The organism is Streptomyces sp. NBC_01689 (assembly GCF_036250675.1).
GTDB lineage: Bacteria > Actinomycetota > Actinomycetes > Streptomycetales > Streptomycetaceae > Streptomyces.
This window is the reverse complement of record NZ_CP109592.1, coordinates 2019432-2036897: the sequence shown is the minus strand read 5'-3', so window position 1 is coordinate 2036897 and position 17466 is coordinate 2019432. Positions and strand designations below refer to the sequence as shown.

The 17466-nt window shown below is 73.3% G+C and carries 14 protein-coding genes and 1 pseudogene; 8 read left to right on the top strand and 7 right to left on the bottom strand.

Annotated elements, in window-relative coordinates; translation table 11 throughout:
• Nucleotides 1–36 precede the first annotated feature (36 nt).
• Nucleotides 37–1278 (bottom strand): glycoside hydrolase family 3 N-terminal domain-containing protein, encoded by a 1242-nt coding sequence (locus OG776_RS08695; protein ID WP_329319917.1) that lies wholly within the window; start codon nucleotides 1276–1278, stop codon nucleotides 37–39.
• 624 nt (nucleotides 1279–1902) lie between these two features.
• Here OG776_RS08695 and OG776_RS08690 point away from each other — a divergent pair.
• Together OG776_RS08690 and OG776_RS08685 are read left to right on the top strand one after the other, a co-directional pair.
• Nucleotides 1903–2388 carry a hypothetical protein gene (locus OG776_RS08690; RefSeq protein WP_148009624.1) on the top strand — a complete coding sequence of 162 codons (486 nt, stop codon included), beginning with the start codon at nucleotides 1903–1905 and terminating at the stop codon, nucleotides 2386–2388.
• Between the two features lie 335 nt (nucleotides 2389–2723).
• Nucleotides 2724–3509, top strand: a complete 786-nt coding sequence (locus OG776_RS08685) for a polysaccharide lyase family 7 protein (RefSeq protein ID WP_329319913.1) — start codon at nucleotides 2724–2726, stop codon at nucleotides 3507–3509.
• 243 nt (nucleotides 3510–3752) lie between these two features.
• Here OG776_RS08685 and OG776_RS08680 read toward each other — a convergent pair whose 3' ends face one another.
• Nucleotides 3753–5942: a SpoIIE family protein phosphatase gene (locus OG776_RS08680; protein WP_148009626.1), complete on the bottom strand. Its 2190-nt coding sequence runs from the start codon at nucleotides 5940–5942 to the stop codon at nucleotides 3753–3755.
• 425 nt (nucleotides 5943–6367) lie between these two features.
• Here OG776_RS08680 and OG776_RS08675 point away from each other — a divergent pair, with 425 nt between their 5' ends.
• The 3 genes from OG776_RS08675 (at nucleotide 6368) to OG776_RS08665 (ending at nucleotide 9789) form a co-directional block, all read left to right on the top strand.
• Nucleotides 6368–7597: an MFS transporter gene (locus OG776_RS08675; RefSeq protein ID WP_148014887.1), complete on the top strand. Its 1230-nt coding sequence runs from the start codon at nucleotides 6368–6370 to the stop codon at nucleotides 7595–7597.
• Nucleotides 7598–7930: 333 nt separating this feature from the next.
• Entirely contained in the window at nucleotides 7931–8779 is an 849-nt protein-coding gene (locus OG776_RS08670; RefSeq protein ID WP_329319910.1) for an enoyl-CoA hydratase/isomerase family protein, read from the top strand.
• Between the two features lie 62 nt (nucleotides 8780–8841).
• On the top strand, nucleotides 8842–9789 hold the full coding sequence (locus OG776_RS08665; RefSeq protein WP_329319908.1) for an MIP/aquaporin family protein: 948 nt from the start codon (nucleotides 8842–8844) through the stop codon (nucleotides 9787–9789).
• Between the two features lie 153 nt (nucleotides 9790–9942).
• On the opposite strand, the gene OG776_RS08660 is transcribed toward OG776_RS08665, so the two are convergent.
• Complete coding sequence (locus tag OG776_RS08660; protein WP_148009608.1) at nucleotides 9943–10512, bottom strand: universal stress protein; 570 nt, start codon at nucleotides 10510–10512, stop codon at nucleotides 9943–9945.
• A gap of 324 nt (nucleotides 10513–10836) precedes the next feature.
• Between OG776_RS08660 and OG776_RS42425 the strand changes: the two genes are divergently transcribed.
• Both OG776_RS42425 and lysA read left to right on the top strand, forming a co-directional pair.
• Entirely contained in the window at nucleotides 10837–11385 is a 549-nt protein-coding gene (locus OG776_RS42425) for an SAV_915 family protein (protein ID WP_443077237.1), read from the top strand.
• Nucleotides 11386–11398: 13 nt separating this feature from the next.
• A complete protein-coding gene (gene lysA, locus OG776_RS08650; RefSeq protein ID WP_148009606.1) occupies nucleotides 11399–12733 on the top strand; it encodes a diaminopimelate decarboxylase in 1335 nt (444 codons plus the stop codon).
• A gap of 224 nt (nucleotides 12734–12957) precedes the next feature.
• On the opposite strand, the gene OG776_RS08645 is transcribed toward lysA, so the two are convergent.
• From OG776_RS08645 to OG776_RS08630, 4 genes and pseudogenes are all read right to left on the bottom strand, one after another.
• Entirely contained in the window at nucleotides 12958–13122 is a 165-nt protein-coding gene (locus tag OG776_RS08645) for a hypothetical protein (RefSeq protein WP_187285643.1), read from the bottom strand.
• Between the two features lie 174 nt (nucleotides 13123–13296).
• On the bottom strand, nucleotides 13297–14061 hold the full coding sequence (locus tag OG776_RS08640; protein WP_329319905.1) for an SDR family NAD(P)-dependent oxidoreductase: 765 nt from the start codon (nucleotides 14059–14061) through the stop codon (nucleotides 13297–13299).
• A gap of 1133 nt (nucleotides 14062–15194) precedes the next feature.
• The gene (locus tag OG776_RS08635; RefSeq protein WP_329326633.1) at nucleotides 15195–15665 is read right to left on the bottom strand and encodes an IclR family transcriptional regulator domain-containing protein; all 471 of its coding nucleotides are present in this window, start codon (nucleotides 15663–15665) and stop codon (nucleotides 15195–15197) included.
• Nucleotides 15666–15812: 147 nt separating this feature from the next.
• Nucleotides 15813–15890 (bottom strand): annotated as a pseudogene (locus OG776_RS08630) (hypothetical protein); the annotation flags it as partial.
• Nucleotides 15891–16179: 289 nt separating this feature from the next.
• On the opposite strand from OG776_RS08630, the gene OG776_RS08625 reads away from it, so the two are divergent.
• Nucleotides 16180–17370, top strand: coding sequence for an MFS transporter (locus tag OG776_RS08625; RefSeq protein ID WP_148009603.1), 1191 nt, complete (start codon nucleotides 16180–16182; stop codon nucleotides 17368–17370).
• The last annotated feature ends 96 nt before the right edge of the window (nucleotides 17371–17466 follow it).

The following is a 17466-nucleotide window of genomic DNA, read 5'->3' as shown; positions in this document are numbered from 1 at the left end:
GCCGCGACGCGGTCGACGCCCGGCCCGGTCGTCCGGTCAGCCGCAGGTCAACAGGCCCACCTTCTGCTTGGCGGCCAGGACGCGGTGGACGCTCTTGTCCACCTGGGTACGGAAGGCCGGACTCTGCGCCATCCGGGCCGTCACGGCCTTGGTCATGGCCGGGACCTGGTTCGGTTCGCCGGCCAGCACCAGATCTCCGCCCGCGGTCAGGAAGTTCAGCGCGCGGTCCGCGGGAGCCACGTCCTTCACCGCCACCGCGTTCCCGAGGTCGTCGGAGACGACCACACCGTTGAACCCCATCGTCTTGCGCAACAGCCCCTGGATCACCGTGGAGGAGAACGCGGCCCGGTGCTTCGGGTCGATCTTGCTGTACGTGGCCGACGAGATCATCACGAACGGCGCACCCGCCTTGATCCCCGAGCTGAACGGGGTGAGGCTCGCGCTCTTGGTGGTCGTCACCGTGTCCACCACGTTGGCCGTGGTGTCGGTGTTGCCGCGCACGTTGCCGAGTCCCGGGAAGTGCTTCAGCGTGGCCAGCACGCCGGACTGGGCGAAGCCCGCCGCGAACGCGTTGCTGTGCGGTGTCACGGCCGCGGCCGTGTGCCCGTACTCGCGGTCGTACCGGCCGATCGGCGCGTTGTTCCTGCCCAGGCTCGTGGGGACGACGTCCGCGACGGGCGCGAGGTTCAGGTTCACGCCGGCCGCCTTGAGCTGATTCGCCCAGGTGGCGGCCGAGGCGCGGAGCTTCGAGGTCGACCAACTGCCCTGCACCAGCCCGCTCGGGATGGTGGAGAAGCCGGGGCCGGACAGCACCTGCACCTGGCCGCCCTCCTGGTCCGTCGAGACCAGCAGGCCCACACGGTGCGACGACACCGTGTCGGCCTTCGCCTGCAGGCTGTCGACCAAGGACCTGGTCGCCTTCGTGCCGGCCTTGCTGCGCCCGGCCAGGAAGACCGAGCCGACGTGGTACTGCCGCAGCACCTGGATCCGCTGCTGGTCGGGCTTGGAGGCGGTGACACTGCCCATGAACAGCTGACCGACCCGCTGTGGACCGGTCATGGCCGAGTAGACCTTGTCGACGCAACTCGCGGCGTGGGCGGCCGCCGACGCGTCCGGCGCGTGGGTCGCGGCCGAAGGATGCGACGGATACGTCACACCCAGGCTCGCGGCCGCCAGGGACAGCGCGAGGAGCGGGACCGGCCACAGTGCCTTCCTGCCCCTGGGGCCGCGGGACGGCGCTCGCCGTGATCTGTGCGCCGGCGCCTGCTGCGATGTCATGCGGAGCCCCTTCCGGTACGCCGGACCGCGGACACGGGCGCGCCGGGCTCGGCCGTCGACGGCGGTCATGCGGCCGGCACAACTGAACCAGCACCACAAACGTACATCCATCCGATCGCGTCCGCCTCTGCGGTGGTGTATCGGGCGGATGAGGTGCGGGAACGCCGAGCCGTACGGGGGAGTGGGCGGACCGGAACGCATTGATATGTCCAACGTGGCCGCGAGCGGGCCGAATTGGGCCGCCGGCCGGTCGAGGTACGACCGCGGTGGCCGTGGTGGCCGCCCGGCGGTCCGGGGCTCGTCCTCCCCGGGTCGGGGGGTGTTGGCGTCGGCTCCCGGTGTGCGGCAGGCCGCACACCGGGAGCCGGGCTCCGTGCGCGGACGCTCCGCCTTGCCGGCTCGCGCTTCCCGGTCGTGTCTGAAACGGCTTTCAACTGAGCTTTTCTCAAAGCTTTTTGGCTGTGCGTCAGGCGCGCGGGCGCAGGGGTGGTCGAAGGGGTGTGCGGCCAATCGGGTGTCTGCCACGGGACTTCTGCGTGTCCGATATTCCGGATAAAGGGATTATCGGTACGTTCTCTCGCAGATCGGCTGCTTGGCCGACGTCTCAGAGATTGGGAAAGTGACATGACCACGCGCAACATTGCCGTGACTGCCGCGGTCGCGGCTGCTACGGCCCTCGTCGCCACGGGCGTCACCTACGCCTCGGCCGCCGCGGCTCCTGAGGCCGCCCCCGTCGTCAAGCAGGTTGCTCCCATGGGTGGCGACAGCGGGCAGTCCAAGGGCAACGAAGGAGGTGGCGGCGACCGTGGTGGCCGGGGCCACTACGAGGGCCACATCGACTTCAACGAGCGTACCTACTCCGCCCAGAGCTGGGGCTGCATCACCGTGATCAGCGGTCTCGGTTCGCGCAGCTTCAACGTCCGCAACGACAGCCACAAGACCGTCGAGGTGTTCCGCGGCGCGACCTGTGACAACGGCTCGCCCGTCGCGACGGTCGGCCCGTGGAGCAGCAGCAACGGTGTCATGCCGTTCCGCGTGCACGGTGGCGTGAAGGTCCGGAACGGCGTCGTGGGCAGCTTCCGCGTCGTCGAGGACCACCACCGCTGGTAGTGGAGGCGTCGCCGCACCAACCGCACCGCATGGAGAACCCGGCCCGCTGCAATCGGGCCGGGTTCTCCGGCGTGTGGGCGACGGGTCCGCGCGGAGGGCGTCCGCGGTGCTCAAGGCGCCCGGAGGTGGTGATGGCTGCGGGGGCTCACGGCCAAGTACGTGAACTCCGTTCACCCCAGGGACCGTTGACGGCGGGAATCGTGACGTGTTACTCAAGTGTGACGTCCTGTTGGACCAGACCTGGCGCGAGGGTTGTGGCGGGATCGCTCCGACGTGCCCTCGCCCGCTGTCGCGCGCCACCCCTTCATCGCTTCGACCGTCGAAGGACCCCCCACATGATTCGTTCCCGACTTCTCGCGGCCGCCGCCGCACTGGGCATGGCCGGCGCTCTCGCCCTGCTGGGCACCGGTGACGCCACCGCCGGAGCCCTCGCGGACCCGTCCAAGGCACCCGGCGGCAATTTCGACCTGTCCGTCTGGCAGTTGCAGGAACCGGTGGGTTCGCCCGGCTCACCCACCACGATCCCGTCGTCCCGGCTGCAAGGCGCGAACGGGTACCAGGACTCGTACTTCTACACCGACACCCGTGACGGCGCGATGACGTTCTGGGCTCCGGAGAAGGGCGTCACCACACCGAACTCCAACTACGCCCGTTCCGAGCTGCGGGAGATGAACCGCAGCGGCAGCGCGGCGGACTGGTCGCTGAGCGGGACCCACCGGATGAGCGCGACCCTGCGCGTGGTCTCGGTGACCCAGAACGTCTGCGTCGGGCAGATCCACCTGGGCACCGGCGGGAGCTCCACCAAGCCGTTGCTGGAGCTGTATTACCACTCGAACGGCGACATCGTCCTCGGCACGGAGAACTCGCCGTCGGGCGGCCAGACGCCGCACACGGTCGGCCATGTGGCGATCGGCAAGACATGGACCTACACCATCGGCGTCTCCGGCGGTCACACGATCGACCTGACCGTCAACGGCACCACCACGCACTACACCATCCCGTCGTCCTTCGACCCGTACAAGCAGTACTTCAAGGCGGGCTCGTACAACCAGTCGTCCTCCGACAGCACCACGAAGGGCGCGCGCGTCGCCTTCTACGGGCTGACGGTCTCCCACAGCTGATCGTCCGGCGGCCGGGGACGGCCACCGCCCGGCGGTCCGGCCGCACGGAACCAGGGCCCGGCCGGGAATCCCCGGCCGGGCCCTCGCGTGACCCCACGACCGGCCCCGGGGGTGCGTCGCCATCGCCGCCGCCTGATGTTCACGTACGTGGCCGAACGGGGGGTGACCTTGCCGGAACCGGGCGAGTGGGTCGAGCGGTTCCAGCGGGCGCCGGGCGCCGGGCGGTGTCGGCGCGGCCCCGGGTCACCGGCCGTGCGGGCTGATGAGGAGCAGGGCGATGTCGTCGTTCTGCGGTGCGTCGCGCCGGGTGTGCCGGACGAGGGTGTCGGCGAGGGCGTCCATGGTCTGGTGCCGTGCCCGCGCCAGCCGGCCGGCGAGCGCGGCGGTCGTCTCCTCGATGTCGGCCCCGGGCGCCTCGACGAGCCCGTCGGTGTACAGGGCGAGCACGGCGCCGGAGGGGAAGTCGAACCCGGTGGTCGGATAGTGGCAGGCCGGGTCGATGCCGAGGAGGAGCCCGGGTGACAGGCTCACCACTTCGGCCCGTCCGTCGGGATGGCGCAGGAGTGGTGGCGGGTGGCCGGCGGTGGCCACCTGGACGTGGTGGTGCGCCAGGTCCAGATGGGCGTAGAGGCAGCTGGTGAACAGACCGGGGTCGAGGTCGGTGAGCAGCCGGTTGACGCGCGCGAGGACGTCGCCGGGGGGCGCGCCGGCGGCCGCGTGGACGGCCGTGCGGACCTGTCCCATGAGGGCGGCGGCGTCGGCGTTGTGGCCCTGTACGTCGCCGATCGTCGCGGCGACGGTGGTGGGACCGAGGCGGATCAGGTCGTAGAAGTCGCCGCCGATGTCGATGCCGCGGGTGGAGGGCAGATAGCGGGAGGCCACGTCCAGGCCGGAGATGTCGGGCAGCGCCCGGGGCAGCAGCGCGGTCTGCAGACGGTGGACGAGGTGGTGCTCGTTGTCGTAGAGGGTGGCGCGGTCCAGGGCCTGGGCGAGCAGTCCGGCGGTGGAGGTGAGGATGGCCCGCTCCTCTGGGGTGAAGCGGTGGGGCTGGTCGTAGGAGAGCGTCCAGCAGCCGACGGGGCGGCCGGAGGCGATGAGGGGCAGGAAGGCCCAGGCGCGTTTGTTCGTCAGTCTCGGGACGCCGGGGTAGGCCCGGTCCATCTCGTCCGGAGAGCCGAAGAAGCTCGGCACTCCGGCGGTCAGGGCCAGCGCCGACGGGGTCGGTGGGCTCGGTACGGGCCCGGCGGGCTGCGCCGAGAGGGCGGCGCCGTCGAAGCGGGCGATGATCTCTTCGGGGTAGCCGCGGTGACCGATGATCCGCAGCCGGTCGTCGGACGCGACGAAAAGGACCAGTCCCTGGGCGTTGAAGGCGTCCAGGAGCTGGTCCGCGGCCTGGTCGACGACGTCCTGCACGCCCACGGCCTCGGTGAGGGTGGCGGCCAGGTGCAGCAGATGGTAGAGGCCGGCGGTCCGTCCCGGCGTGACGGGCGCCGTGGCCCGCGTCCCGGCGGGCGCCGTGACGGGCGCCGGTCGGTCGGTCTCCGTGAGCTCGCCGCCGTGGGACGGTGGGGCCGGGGTGACGCGGATGCTGAGGCCGGAGGTGTCCGGGTACAGGTGCAGGGACAGCTGCCGGTCCGGCGGGCACAGGGCGGTGAACGAGGTGGGCTGGCCGCTGACCACCGCGGCGCGGTAGCGGTCCTCGAAGAGCAGGTTGTCGAGCCAGGGCAGCGCGTCGCAGGGCCGGGACCCGAGCAGGACGGAGCGGTCGGCGCCGAAGAGGTCGGCGGCGGAGGCGGTGACGTAGGCGATCCGGCCGGTCAGGTCCAGCCCGCAACAGCCCTCGGGGAGCCGTTCGGCGAAGTCGGCCGCGGCCTGGGCCTCCGCCGCTCCCGCGGTACGGGTGAGGGGGCCGGGCAGCATCCGCGGCTCGGGTCCGGCCAGCACCGGCTGCCCGCGGTCGGACGCCTGTTTGAGCAGCAGGGCGAGGCGGCGGCACCAGACCTCGACCGCGTCGCGCTCCCGCAGGGCGAGCCGCGGGGGGTGGGAGCCGGGCCACAGGAGCACCAGGCCGCCCCAGGGGGTCGCGCCGGTGGCGATCGGGGCGGCGACCATCGCGAAGGGGTAGGGGAGCACCAGGGCGGCCCTCGGGTAGCGGATGGCCATCTCCTCCAGGCCGCCGACCCACACCAGGCACCCGTCGCGGACGGCGTCGGACACCGGGATCGGGGACGCCAGTCCGACCCGCGCCCACGGGGCGATGATGTCCCGCGAGATCCCGCTCGTCACCGCGAGCCGCAGTTCGCTCCCGTTCCGCGACAGCAGGTAGAGATGGCCGATGGAGGCCCCGGTCTCCAGCAGGATCTGGGAGAGAAAGGGGTCCAGCGTCTCCAGACCGGAACCGGTCACAGGGGGGATGTCGCCCGAATCGTACACATTTACATCTTCCCCCAGAAGGGATCGGTGTCCCGGTCGGCCGCGGAGACGCCCGCGCGGGACGGCGGGTAGAGGTGCCGATGGGGGAGAGGGATCGGCGGCCGCCGGTGGGGAAGGCGACGCGGGTGCCGGTGGGGAGCGCGCCGGGCAGGTGTCGGTGGGGAGCGCGCCGGGCGGGTGGCGGAGGCGGCAGGAAGGGCGGAGGTGAGGGCGGGGCGGGTGACGTGACGCAGGTCATGCCGTGGCCCGCCGCCCCGCGGAATGCACGGGGCTCCGGTCGCTGTTGCCGCGTTCAGGGCCTTGCCCTGTTCCGAGGGGGCGACGGGCAACGGTGCCCGCCAGGTGACGGGAGCTGGACACGATCCAGGCCCTTCCTGCTGCTCCCCGGTTCCTGGATCGCTGTCTTCGAAGGGTTCTCCTGCGCCATGCCACTTGCCCTGCTGGCCCTGGCTGTCGTCGCGTTCGGTATCGGCACCACCGAGTTCGCCACGATGGGGCTGCTGCCCCAGATCGCCGACGGCGTCGGCGTCTCGGTGCCGCACGCCGGCAACCTCGTGTCGGCCTACGCGCTCGGTGTCGTCGTGGGCGCGCCCGTACTGACGGGCCTCGGCGCGCGCGTCCCCCACAAACGGCTGCTGCTGCTCCTGTCGGGGCTGTTCGTGATCGGCAACCTCGCGTCCGCGTTCGCTCCCGGCTTCGGCCTCCTGTTCGCCGCACGCTTCCTGGCGGGCCTGCCGCACGGCGCGCTGTTCGGCGTGGGCGCCGTCGTGGCCTCACGCCTCGTGGCGCCCGAACGGGCCGCCCGCGCGGTCTCGAAGATGTTCCTCGGCCTCACCGTCGCGAACATCATCGGTGTCCCGGCCGGCACGGCCCTCGGACAGCAGCTGGGCTGGCGGTCCGCCTACGGCGCCGTCGCCGTCATCGGCCTGATCGCGCTGGCGTCGCTGGCCAGGTTCGTCCCGCACCAGCCGCGCGGACGGCAGTCCGGCATCGGGCACGAACTGCGTGCGATGGGGAACCGGCAGGTCGCGATCGGCCTGGCCACGGCGGTGGTCGGCTTCGGCGGGTTCTTCGCCGTCTACAGCTATCTGGTGCCCATGCTCACGCATCTGACCGGCATCTCGGACTCCTCGACCACGCTGGTCCTCGCGCTCTACGGCGTCGGTATGACGCTGGGCACGCTGGTCGCGGGTCCCCTCACGGACCGCGCGCTGCGTCCGACGCTGTACGCGGGACTCACCCTGCTCGCCGCGGGACTGGTGACGTTCTACTTCGCCGTGCACGCCCTCGTGCCCGCCCTGATGACGATCACCTTCATCGGCGCGGTGGGAGCCCTCATCACCACCCCCGTGCAGATGCTGCTCATGGCCAAGGCGAAGGACGCCCCGACCATGGCGGCGGCCTCCAACCACTCCGCCTTCAACCTGGCCAACGCGGGCGGCGCCTGGCTCGGCGGCCTCGCCGTGTCGGCCGGCTGGGGATGGGCCTCGCCGAGTCTCGTCGGCGCGGCTCTCGCGGTGGCGGGTCTCGGCCTGGCGTTCACCGGCGGCTTCATGGACCGCGGCAGCCCGCGCTCCGTGGTGATCACCTCGTCCGGCGGAGAAGCCCAGCAGGCCGCCGGACAGGACGTGGCGGCCCTGGGCGCGGACGACTGAACGGACCGGTACGGGCCGCGGGGCCGGACCTCGCCCGCGGCCCGTCCACCGGTTCGCACGCGCGCGACCGGTACGGGATCTCCGCGCGACCGGGACGCAGGTCCTGTGCGGGACCGTCAGAGCGCCTTCGCGAGCGACGGCACGGGACCTCCGCTCCCGACCGGTGCATCGGGGCGTTCCGTGCCGCCGGGACGGGAACCGCGCCGGGACGCGAGGCGGTGCGACGCGACGGTCGGGACGGAGCGCGCCGGGGCGGACCGCCGGGGCCGCGGGTGGCACTCGATCGGACAGGGCCGGCTTGCCGTTCGGGCGGGCTTCACTAGCGTCGGCTCCATGGACGCACCGAGGACGTTTGCCCTCACCGAGCAGTCGCCCGCGCTGTGGCGGGTGACCTTCGACAACCCTCCGGTCAACCTCGTCGACGCGGCGATGACCGAGGAGTTGGGCGCGCTGCTGACGCGGGCAGAGGAGAGCGACACGCTGGCGGTCATCGTCTTCGACAGTGCCGACCCGGACTACTACCTGGCCCACTTCGACCTCTCCGACGAGAACGCGCTGCGGCACGCGCTCGCCCACCCGGAGGAGATCCACCCCTGGACGACGGTGCTCACCCGTCTCATGACCCTGCCGGTGGTCACCATCGCCTCGGTCCGCGGCAGGGCACGCGGCGCGGGCAGCGAGTTCCTCCTCGCCACCGACATCCGGTTCGCGAGCCGCGAGAAGGCGATCATCGGTCAGTTCGAGATCGGCATGAGCGCCGTCCCGGGCGGCGGCCCCGCCACGGTCCTGCCCGGGCTGGTCGGCCGGGGCCGGACGTTCGAGATCCTCTTCGGCGGTCTCGACTACGACGGGGCGCTCGCCGAACGGTACGGCTACATGAACCGGGCCTTCCCCGACGCCGAACTCGACGCCTTCGTCGACGACTTCGCGTCCCGTGTCGCCCAGTTCGACCTGCACACGATCAGGGACATCAAGCACTTCGTCAACCTCGCCACGAAGCGTCCGGCCGGTGAACTCAAGGACCAGATGGACGCCTTCTGGGCCGCGGTGAACCGTCCCGCCCAACAGCACGTCGCCAAGCACCTCTTCGAAGCGGGCCTCCAGCAGCGGAGCGACCTCGAACGTGATCTCCCGCAGTGGGTGACGCGGTTCCAGTACCGTCCCGACGGCGACAGAGCGTAGCCGGCGCCTTCACCCGCCCGTGCCGGTCGGACTCCGGCGTCCCCGGCCCCCAGGGAGCCACGATGACGGTTCACGTTCACCCCCTGCTGCGCCCCTCCCGGTTCCGGCGCAGGGACGGACTGCCGGGCGAGTGCCTGGCGGAGTTCCTCGGGATGTTCGTCCTCGTGTCGTTCGGGTGCGGTGTCGCCGCCATGGCCGTGGCCGCGCTTCCCGGTTCGGGCCGTACCGCGGGAGCGACGACCATGTTCGCCGCCGCCGGTGACTGGCTCATGCCGGTGGCCGGCTGGGGCCTCGCCGTCACCTTCGGCGTCTACGTGGCGGGCGGTGTCAGCGGCGCGCACCTCAATCCGGCCGTCACCCTCGCCTTCGCGCTGCGCCGCAGATTCCCCTGGGCGAAGGTCGTGCCGTACGTGATCGCCCAGGTCGTCGGCGCGTTCGCCGGGGCCGCGCTGGTGTACGCGGTGTATCACGACGCCATCAGCGCCCTGGACCGGGCGATGACGGGACCGAAGACGAACGGGCACACCCTCGCCACCTTCTCGATCTTCGGCACCTTCCCCGCCGAGTACTTCCACGGCGGAGTCTGGGGGCCGCTCGTCGACCAGATCGTCGGCGCGGCGTTCATGCTCGTCTTCATCATGGCGGTCATCGACCTGCGCAACCCGGCGGTACGGATCTTCCTCGGACCGCTGGTGATCGGACTCGCGGTCGCCGCCATCGGCCTCTCGTACGGAGCGAACGCGGGGTACGCGATCAACCCGGCCAGGGATCTCGGCCCGCGCCTGTTCGCCTGGGCCGCGGGCTGGCGGGAGCTGGCCATGCCCGGCACGTCGCCGGGGGCGTTCCGCGACTACTTCTGGATTCCCCTCGTGGGTCCCCTGATCGGCGGTGTGATCGGCGTACTTGTCTATGACCTCTTCGTCGGCGACGTCCTGTACCTCCGCGCGCAGATGTCCAAGCCCCCGGAGGTCGGATGCACCCGGCCGGTGGCGGCACCGGACAAGGAATGACCGGCCCCTGCTCCTGGGCCCCCGGCGGACGGGCGCACGGGTGCACGGGCGGACGGGTGGGCGGGTAGGCGGGTGACCGGTCGGCCGCGGACGGGATCGGCCGGGGGCGGCCGCCAGGTGTCGGGCGCGACCGTCGGGCGTCGCCGCGCCCCGTCAGGCGTCGGGCGTGGCCGTCCGCTCGGACGGGCGCTCCAGGTGCCGGGTGTCCAGGCGCAGCCGCCACAGGTTGCGCCGGTGCACGCTGCTCAGATCGGCCTCCAGCGGGGACGGCGGGACCGCGAGGACCGGGCAGACCGCGTGGGCCAGGCAGTACCGGCTCACCGAGCATGAACAGAGCCGGTGCCAGCCACCGCGCCGGCCGGCGCCGACGACCAGGAGATCGGTCTCGCGGCCGGCACTTTCCACCAGCGTCCGGCCCGCGGTGCCGCGTGCGACGAGGGCGCGCATCGGCACTCCGGGGCCGGCCTCGCCGAAGACGCCGTCGAGCGCCGTGAGGAGGTTCCGCCGCGCCAGCCCCCGCCACTCGTCGAGCAGCACGTACGAGGCCGGGGTACGACGGGCGGCGAGTTCACCGCCGGGCGGTTCCCAGGCCAGGACGGGCCACAGCTCGGCTCCCCGCCGCCGGGCCTCGTCGGCGGCCCGGCACAGGGCGGTGAGACTGCCGAGGGAGCCACTGACCCCCACCACGACACGAGCGGCTGAGGGGGCGCCGGAATCAGACATGGCTCGACCGTTCTTCGCACACGCCCACGGGTCCCTCCCGCGGGCGGTCCGCGAGGGACCGCAGCCATTTGACTCCCGGCCAGGGGCGCTGCGACACCCCGTACGCCCCATTTTGGCGCGCTCCTGACGGCCGACCGCGGGCCGGCGGTCCCGCGCGTCAGTATCCCGTCAGCGTCGGCACGGTCACCGTCAGCGTCCCGTCATGACGGGTCGGAGAACCGGCGGACACGGGCATAGCTTCTGCGGTAGCGCCGGTCCGGGGCCCTCGTGACCGAGGTGCCGAGGCGCTCACCGAACCGTCCCGGATCCTCCAGGAGGCATCCCATGCACCACCCCTCGTGCGCTGAAGACCCCGAGCCCGCCGAACGATTCCCGGCCGGAGCGCTGTTCGTTCCGGTCCGGCCGGGGTCGGCAGGGTGTACCGCCCGGCTCTTCCGTACGCCACTGGGCGAGCGGACGGCCGTCGGCTTCACCTCGGAGCGCAGACTGACCGCCACACTCGGCCCCGGACACGCGTGGATCAGGCTCGCCGAGCCTGCCCTGCGCGCGCTGGCCGAGCCGCTCGGAGTCACCACGGTCACGGTGGATCCCTCCTTCTCCGCGCCGGCCCCGACCCCGAACCGGGCCGCGCCGACCCCGAACCGGGCCGTCCCGGCGCTCGATCGGGCTGCACCGGCCCCCGACCGGGCCGTACCGGCTCTCACCCGGACCGGGCCTTCCACCCCCGCGTCGTTCGGGGCCGCGGCCTCCGTCGAGCAGGAGCCGGCCGCACCCCGTGCCCGCAGGAGCGCATGGGATCCGCAGGCCGTCGGCGTGCTGCGGGTGACCGGCGCCGCCGCGGTCGTCTCGGCACTGGCGCTGTGGATCGGTTGAGAGGGAACGCGCGATGACCACTGTTCACGAATCCGCCGTCAGCACCACCGGCGACGGACTGTCGGTGTGGCCCGCCTCGGCCACCGAGTCCCACCAGGGCGAACTGGCCGTGGGCGGCGTCCCGCTCGCCGAGATCGCCGACCGCTTCGGCACCCCCGCCTACGTGCTCGACGAGGGCGAGGTGCGCGAGCGGTGCCGTACCTACCGCCACGCCTTCCCCGACGCGGACGTCCTGTACGCGGCCAAGGCGTTCCTCTGCCGGGGCATGGCCCACTGGGTGGAGGAGGAGGGCCTCGGCCTCGACGTCTGCTCCGCCGGTGAGCTGGAACTCGCGGTGACCACCGGGTTCCCGCCCGAGCGGATCGTGCTGCACGGCAACGCCAAGTCCCCGCAGGACCTGGAATCCGCGCTGCGGCTGGGAGTCGGGCGCATCGTGATCGACAGCCCTTCGGAGATCGCCCGGCTGGCCGCCGCCGTCGGGCCCGGCGGCCATCAGAAGGTCATGGTGCGGGTGGTGCCGGCCATCAGCGCGGGCGGTCACGAGAAGATCCGGACGGGCACCGACGACCAGAAGTTCGGCCTGTCCATGGCCGACGGCTACGCGCAGCACGCCATCACCCGGATCCTCGACCAGCCGCAGCTCGAACTCACCGGACTGCACTGCCACTTGGGGTCGCAGATCACCAGCGTGAAGCCGTATCTCCTCGCCGTGCGCCGCATGGTGGGACTCATGGCGCGCCTGCGTGAACAGCACGGCGTCGTCCTGCCCGAACTCGATCTCGGCGGCGGCCACGGCATCGCCTACCGGCCGGGCGAACAGGCCCTGGATCTCACGGCCCTGGCGCGCCGGGTCCGCGGCGAACTCGCCGACGCGTGCGCGGCCGCCGGGCTGGCCGTGCCCCGTCTGATGATCGAGCCGGGCCGCGCTGTCGTGGGACCGGCGGGGATCGCCCTGTACCACGTCCTCGCCGTCAAACGGACCGGCGACCACGTGTACGTCGCCGTCGACGGCGGGATGAGCGACAACCCCCGTCCCGCGCTCTACGGAGTGCGCTACGCGCCCCGGCTGATCGGCCGTCACAGTGCCGCGGAGCGGGCCGCGGTGACGGTCGTGGGCCGCCACTGCGAGGCCGGTGACGTCCTGGCCACCGATGTCGAACTCCCCGCCGACGTGCGCCCTGGCGACCTGCTGGCGGTCCCGGTCGCGGGCGCCTACCACCTCTCCATGGCGTCCGGCTACAACATGGTCGGCCGCCCACCGGTGATCGCCGTCCGCGGTGGCCACGCCCGACTCCTCGTCCGCCGCGAGTCGCTGGACGACATCCGCAGCCGCGACGTGGGCCTGTAGCGGGCACCGTCTTCCCCTGCGGCCTCCGGGCGGGTGACGGCCCGGCCCCTCGCCCGGAGGCACCCCCTTCGGCTCCGCCCGTCCGCGCACGGACACGCATACGGGCGGCGGACCCGCGGATCACAGGGCGCGGTCGCGGCCGTGCCGTGGCCCCGCCCGCGACCGCCCGGCGGCACCGTCGCCGGGCGGTCCGGCCGCGCTGCCCGCGGCGGGCCGCCCGGCGCTCAGTCGGAGCGGTCCCGCGTGGTGGCACGCCACTCCTGGTACACGCGCCACAACCGCTCGGCGCGCGGGCAGCGCCCCGACTCCCGTTTGCAGACACGGCAGTTGCCCACGTGGCTGATGTACACGGCCTCGGGGCTGTGTTGCCCCGGTTGAGGATTCGGCATGGCCCCCGGCACCCTTCGGCGTGGTCCTCACGCGCGCGTTGTCGCTTCTCTCGCCGTACTTCCGGGGCGGGGGTGGATTCGGATGCGGCGGGCGGACGCCAATTCCCGTACGGGGCCGATCAGTCGGCGGGCGTGGCCGGCCGGCCGGGAAGGCGCCGGCGGTCGTGGGGCGGGTCAGGCGGCGATGACGGCGGCGGTGGTGCGGCCGCCGTCGACGTCGAGCACGATGCCGTGCACGAACGAGGACTCGTCGGCCGCCAGGTACACGGCCGCGTGCGCGATGGCGTCGGGCGTGCCCATCCGGCCCGCGGGGGTGCCCTTCATCATGACCGCGGAGGCGCGCTCCTCGCCCGAGCCGGGCGGCAGCACCACGCCGGGGGAGATCGCGTTCACGCGCACGCCCCGCGGCCCGAACTCCGCGGCCCAGGCCCGGGTCAGCGTCTCGACGGCTCCCTTGGTGGAGCTGTAGAGGGCGCCGACGGGGATGCCCAGGCGGGCGATCCAGGAACCGAGGTTGATGATCGCGCCGCCGCCGGCCTCCACCATCGCGGGGGCGACGGCCGCGGTCAGGAAGAAGGGGGCCTTCACGTTCACGGCGTAGACCTGGTCGAAGGTCTTCTCGTCGGTGGCGGCCGTGGTGTCGCCCGGGTAGATGCCGGCGTTGTTGACCAGGACGTCGATCCGGCCGCCGAGCACCCGCGTCGCCTCCTTGGCCAGCGCCTGCGAGGCGGCGGCGCTGCCGTCCAGGTCGGCCCGTACGAAGTCGGCGCGGCCGCCGCGGGCGCGGATGCCGTCCACGACCTCCCGGCCACGCTCGGCACTGCGGCCGGAGACGGCGACGTGCGCCCCCTCGGCGGCGAAGGCCTCCGCGATCGCCTGCCCGATGTTGCTGGTCGCTCCGGTCACCAGGGCGGTCCTGCCCTCAAGACGCGTCGACATGATCCACTCCGTTGCTTCGTTCTCCACGGTGATCCCGGCCGGCCGGGCCACGCACTGCCCTCGGCCGAACGGGGCCCTGGTCGGCCAGGGCTGCGGGGTCCACTGTGCGAGGGAAAAAATGGACCCGCAAGTCCAAAAGTTGCGGGACCCCTGCGGGGCTGAGCCGGGCGAGTCGACCTGGGCGAGGTCGATCCGGGCCGCTCGCCGGCGGAACCGGGCCGACCCGAGACCGGACCTGGCCGGACCGGACCTGGCCGGACCGGACCTGGCCGGACCGGGCTTGCGCAGGACCGGGCCCCGCCCGGACCAGGCCGCCCGGACCGTGCGCACCCGAGACGAGACCGGGCCCCCGCGGGACCGGGCCCCCGCGGGACCGGGCCGCCCCGAGACCGGGTGCGGCCGAGGCCGGGCCCGGCAGGACCAGGCCGACCTGAGACCGGACCAGGCCGCCCGGACCGTGCGCACCCGAGACGAGACCGGGCCCCCGCGGGACCGGGCCGCCCCGAGACCGGGTGCGGCCGAGGCCGGGCCCGGCAGGACCAGGCCGACCTGAGACCGGGCGCACCCGAGGCAGGGCCCCCGTGGGACGGGGCTCAGGCTGGACTGGGTCCCGCGCCGGACCGGGCCGCCTCAGACCGGCTGCCCCGAGGCCGGACCCCGGCACGACGGGGCGCAGGGCTGGACAGGGCTGACCCGGGGGCAGGAGCACCCGAGGCAAGTCCGGGCCCCGCGAGACGGCCCCCGACCCGGAACCGGCCCCCGCAGGACCGATCCCGCGCAGGACCGGGCCTTTGCGGAACGGAACCGAACCCCGCACCGGCCGCCCAGTCGAGGCCCTTCCTGACCTGAACTCGGCCCGGTCCGCCCGGGTCCCGGCAGGGCCCGTCGCCCCCGGACTGTGGTGTGCGCGACGGTCCTCAACACGGCACCCCCGGGTCCCGGCAAGGCACACGTCGAGCCCGGACCGTGGTGCGCGCGACGGTCCTCGGGCACGGGCCACCCGGGTGCCGGCAGAGCCCCTCACACCCGGACCGTGGTGCGCGCGACGGTCCTCAGCGCGGCGGCACCCCCGGGTCTCGGCAGAGCCCCTCGTACCCGGACCGTCCTGCCGTGGCAGTCCCGCTCGGCCGCCCTCAGTGCGGCAGGGCCGGTGAACGGCTGAGGGACGGTCGCGGCGGGGTCGCCGCGGCCCGCCTCCGCTGCAGCCGGGCCGAGATCGCCTCCGCGGCCCGCTGGGCGATGTCCGCGAGCGGCCCCAGGCGCTCGGAGACCGTGGTCAGGACGCACAGCGCTCCGACCGCGGTCCCTCCCGCGCCCAGCAGCGGCACCGCCGCGCAGCAGACCCCGTCCACGACCTCCCCGCGGTCGAAGGCCACGCTGCGTTCCCGGACGGCCGCGGCCTCACGGTGCCAGGAGGCGGGCGCGTCGAGGACAGGATCCGGACGCCCGGCGGCCTGGACCTTGCCGGCCGCCGTGAACCACGGCCAGGAGGCCACGTCCAGCAGCGGGGCGAGCGCCGTGTCCTGGCCGGCCGCCCAGTCCAGGACGAGAGTCCGTCCCTCCCTGAGCACGGTCACCCCCACGGTCGCCCCGGTGGCCGACACGAGCCGCCGCACCGGCTCCCGGGCCGCCGTCCGCAGCCCCGGATACGGCTGCCCCCCTGTCCGAGCCGGAACAGCCGCGGCCCCAACCGGTAGACGTCGGCCTGCCGTTCCACCGCGCCCAGTTCGGCGTTGCCCCAGCAGCCGGTACCCCGTCGACCTCGGCAGCCCGCTCTGCGCCGCGAGGCTGGTCAACCCGGCCTGGCCCGCCCGGTCCAGCACCGTCATCACCTGGAACGCCCCTTCCAGCACACCCCGTCCGCCCGGCACGCCCCCCTCTTCCCGAAGCGCCTCACCCGTCCCGCGTATCTGCTCGAAACCCTGACCGAATCCCTGTTCCATGTGTCGACCCCCGTTGTCGTCGCACGAGCACTGTGGCCGAGGGACGGCGGTCCGCGGATCGGTAACCGTTACTCAATCCGGTCCGCGCCCCCTCCGCGCACGGCGCCCGGGCAGGTCCGGCGCACCCGGCACGCCGCACCCGTCCGGGGCGCGGGGCGGGGCTACTGTCGGCGGCATGGACGGTGTTCGCCGCGGGTGGAGCCAGTGTGTGCTCGGCGGGGCGGTGTTCGCGGTGTGCATGGCCGGCACCACGCTGCCCACCCCCCTCTACAACCTGTACCAGCAGAAGTTCGGGTTCTCCGAGCTGATGGTCACGGTCGTGTACGCCGTGTACGCCTTCGGAGTCATCGGTGTGCTGCTGCTGGCGGGCAATGTCTCGGACACCGTGGGCAGGCGGCCGGTGCTGCTGTGGGGCCTGGGTTTCGCGGCGGCGGCCGCCGTCTGCTTCCTGTTCGCCACCGGGCTGGGCCGGCTGTGCGCGGGACGGTTGCTCTCCGGGCTGTCCGCGGGTCTGTTCACCGGCGCCGCCACGGCCTACGTGATCGATCTGGCACCGCCGGGCAGGGGTTCCCGGGCCACCCTCGTGGCGACGGCCGCCAACATGGGCGGGCTGGGCTGCGGTCCGCTGCTCGCCGGACTGCTTGCGCAGTACGCCCCCTGGCCGCTGTATCTGCCCTTCGCCGTCCATCTGGTCCTCGTGGCCTGCTCGGTCGCCGTGCTGCTGCGGCTGCCGGAGACCGTGGCGGAGCGGCGGCCGTTGCGCACGGTACGGCCGCGGCGGCCGGGCCTGCCCGCACGGGTACGGCCGGTCTTCGGACCGGCCGGGATCGCCGCGTTCGTGGGGTTCGCGCTCTTCGGGGTGTTCACGGCGGTGGGCCCGGCGTTCCTCGAACAATCCCTGGGCGTCCACAGCCGCGCCGTGAGCGGACTGGTCGTCGCGCTGGCCTTCTTCGCCTCGACGGTGGGTCAACTGGCCGTCGGTGCCATCGGACCGGAGCGGTCGCTGCCGGTGGGCTGCGCCGCGCTCCTCGCGGGGCTGGCACTGCTCGCGGGGGCGCTCGCGTGGGACCTGCTGGCGCTGCTGGTGCTGAGCGCGGCCGTCGGCGGCGCGGGTCAGGGGGTCGCGTTCCGCGGGGCGCTGTCCGCGGTGGCCCAGGCGTCCCCCGACGACCAGCGCGCGGCGGTCATCTCCCTGCTGTTCCTGGTGGCGTACGTGGGCATCTCGCTGCCGGTGATCGGTGCCGGGGTACTGGCGGACCGGATCGGGCTGGAGGGCGCCGGGCTGGTGTTCATCGCGTGCATGGCCGTGCTGGTCTCGGTGGCGGTCCTCTACCTGTTCCGCAGGCCCGCGCCCGCCAGATCGTAGGACTCCGGCGGCCGACGAAGGCCGGGGCCGGGCCGTGCCGGGACGCGGCGGCGGTGTTCCGCCGAGCACCGGAGGCGGGCCCCGAGCCGGTCGCGG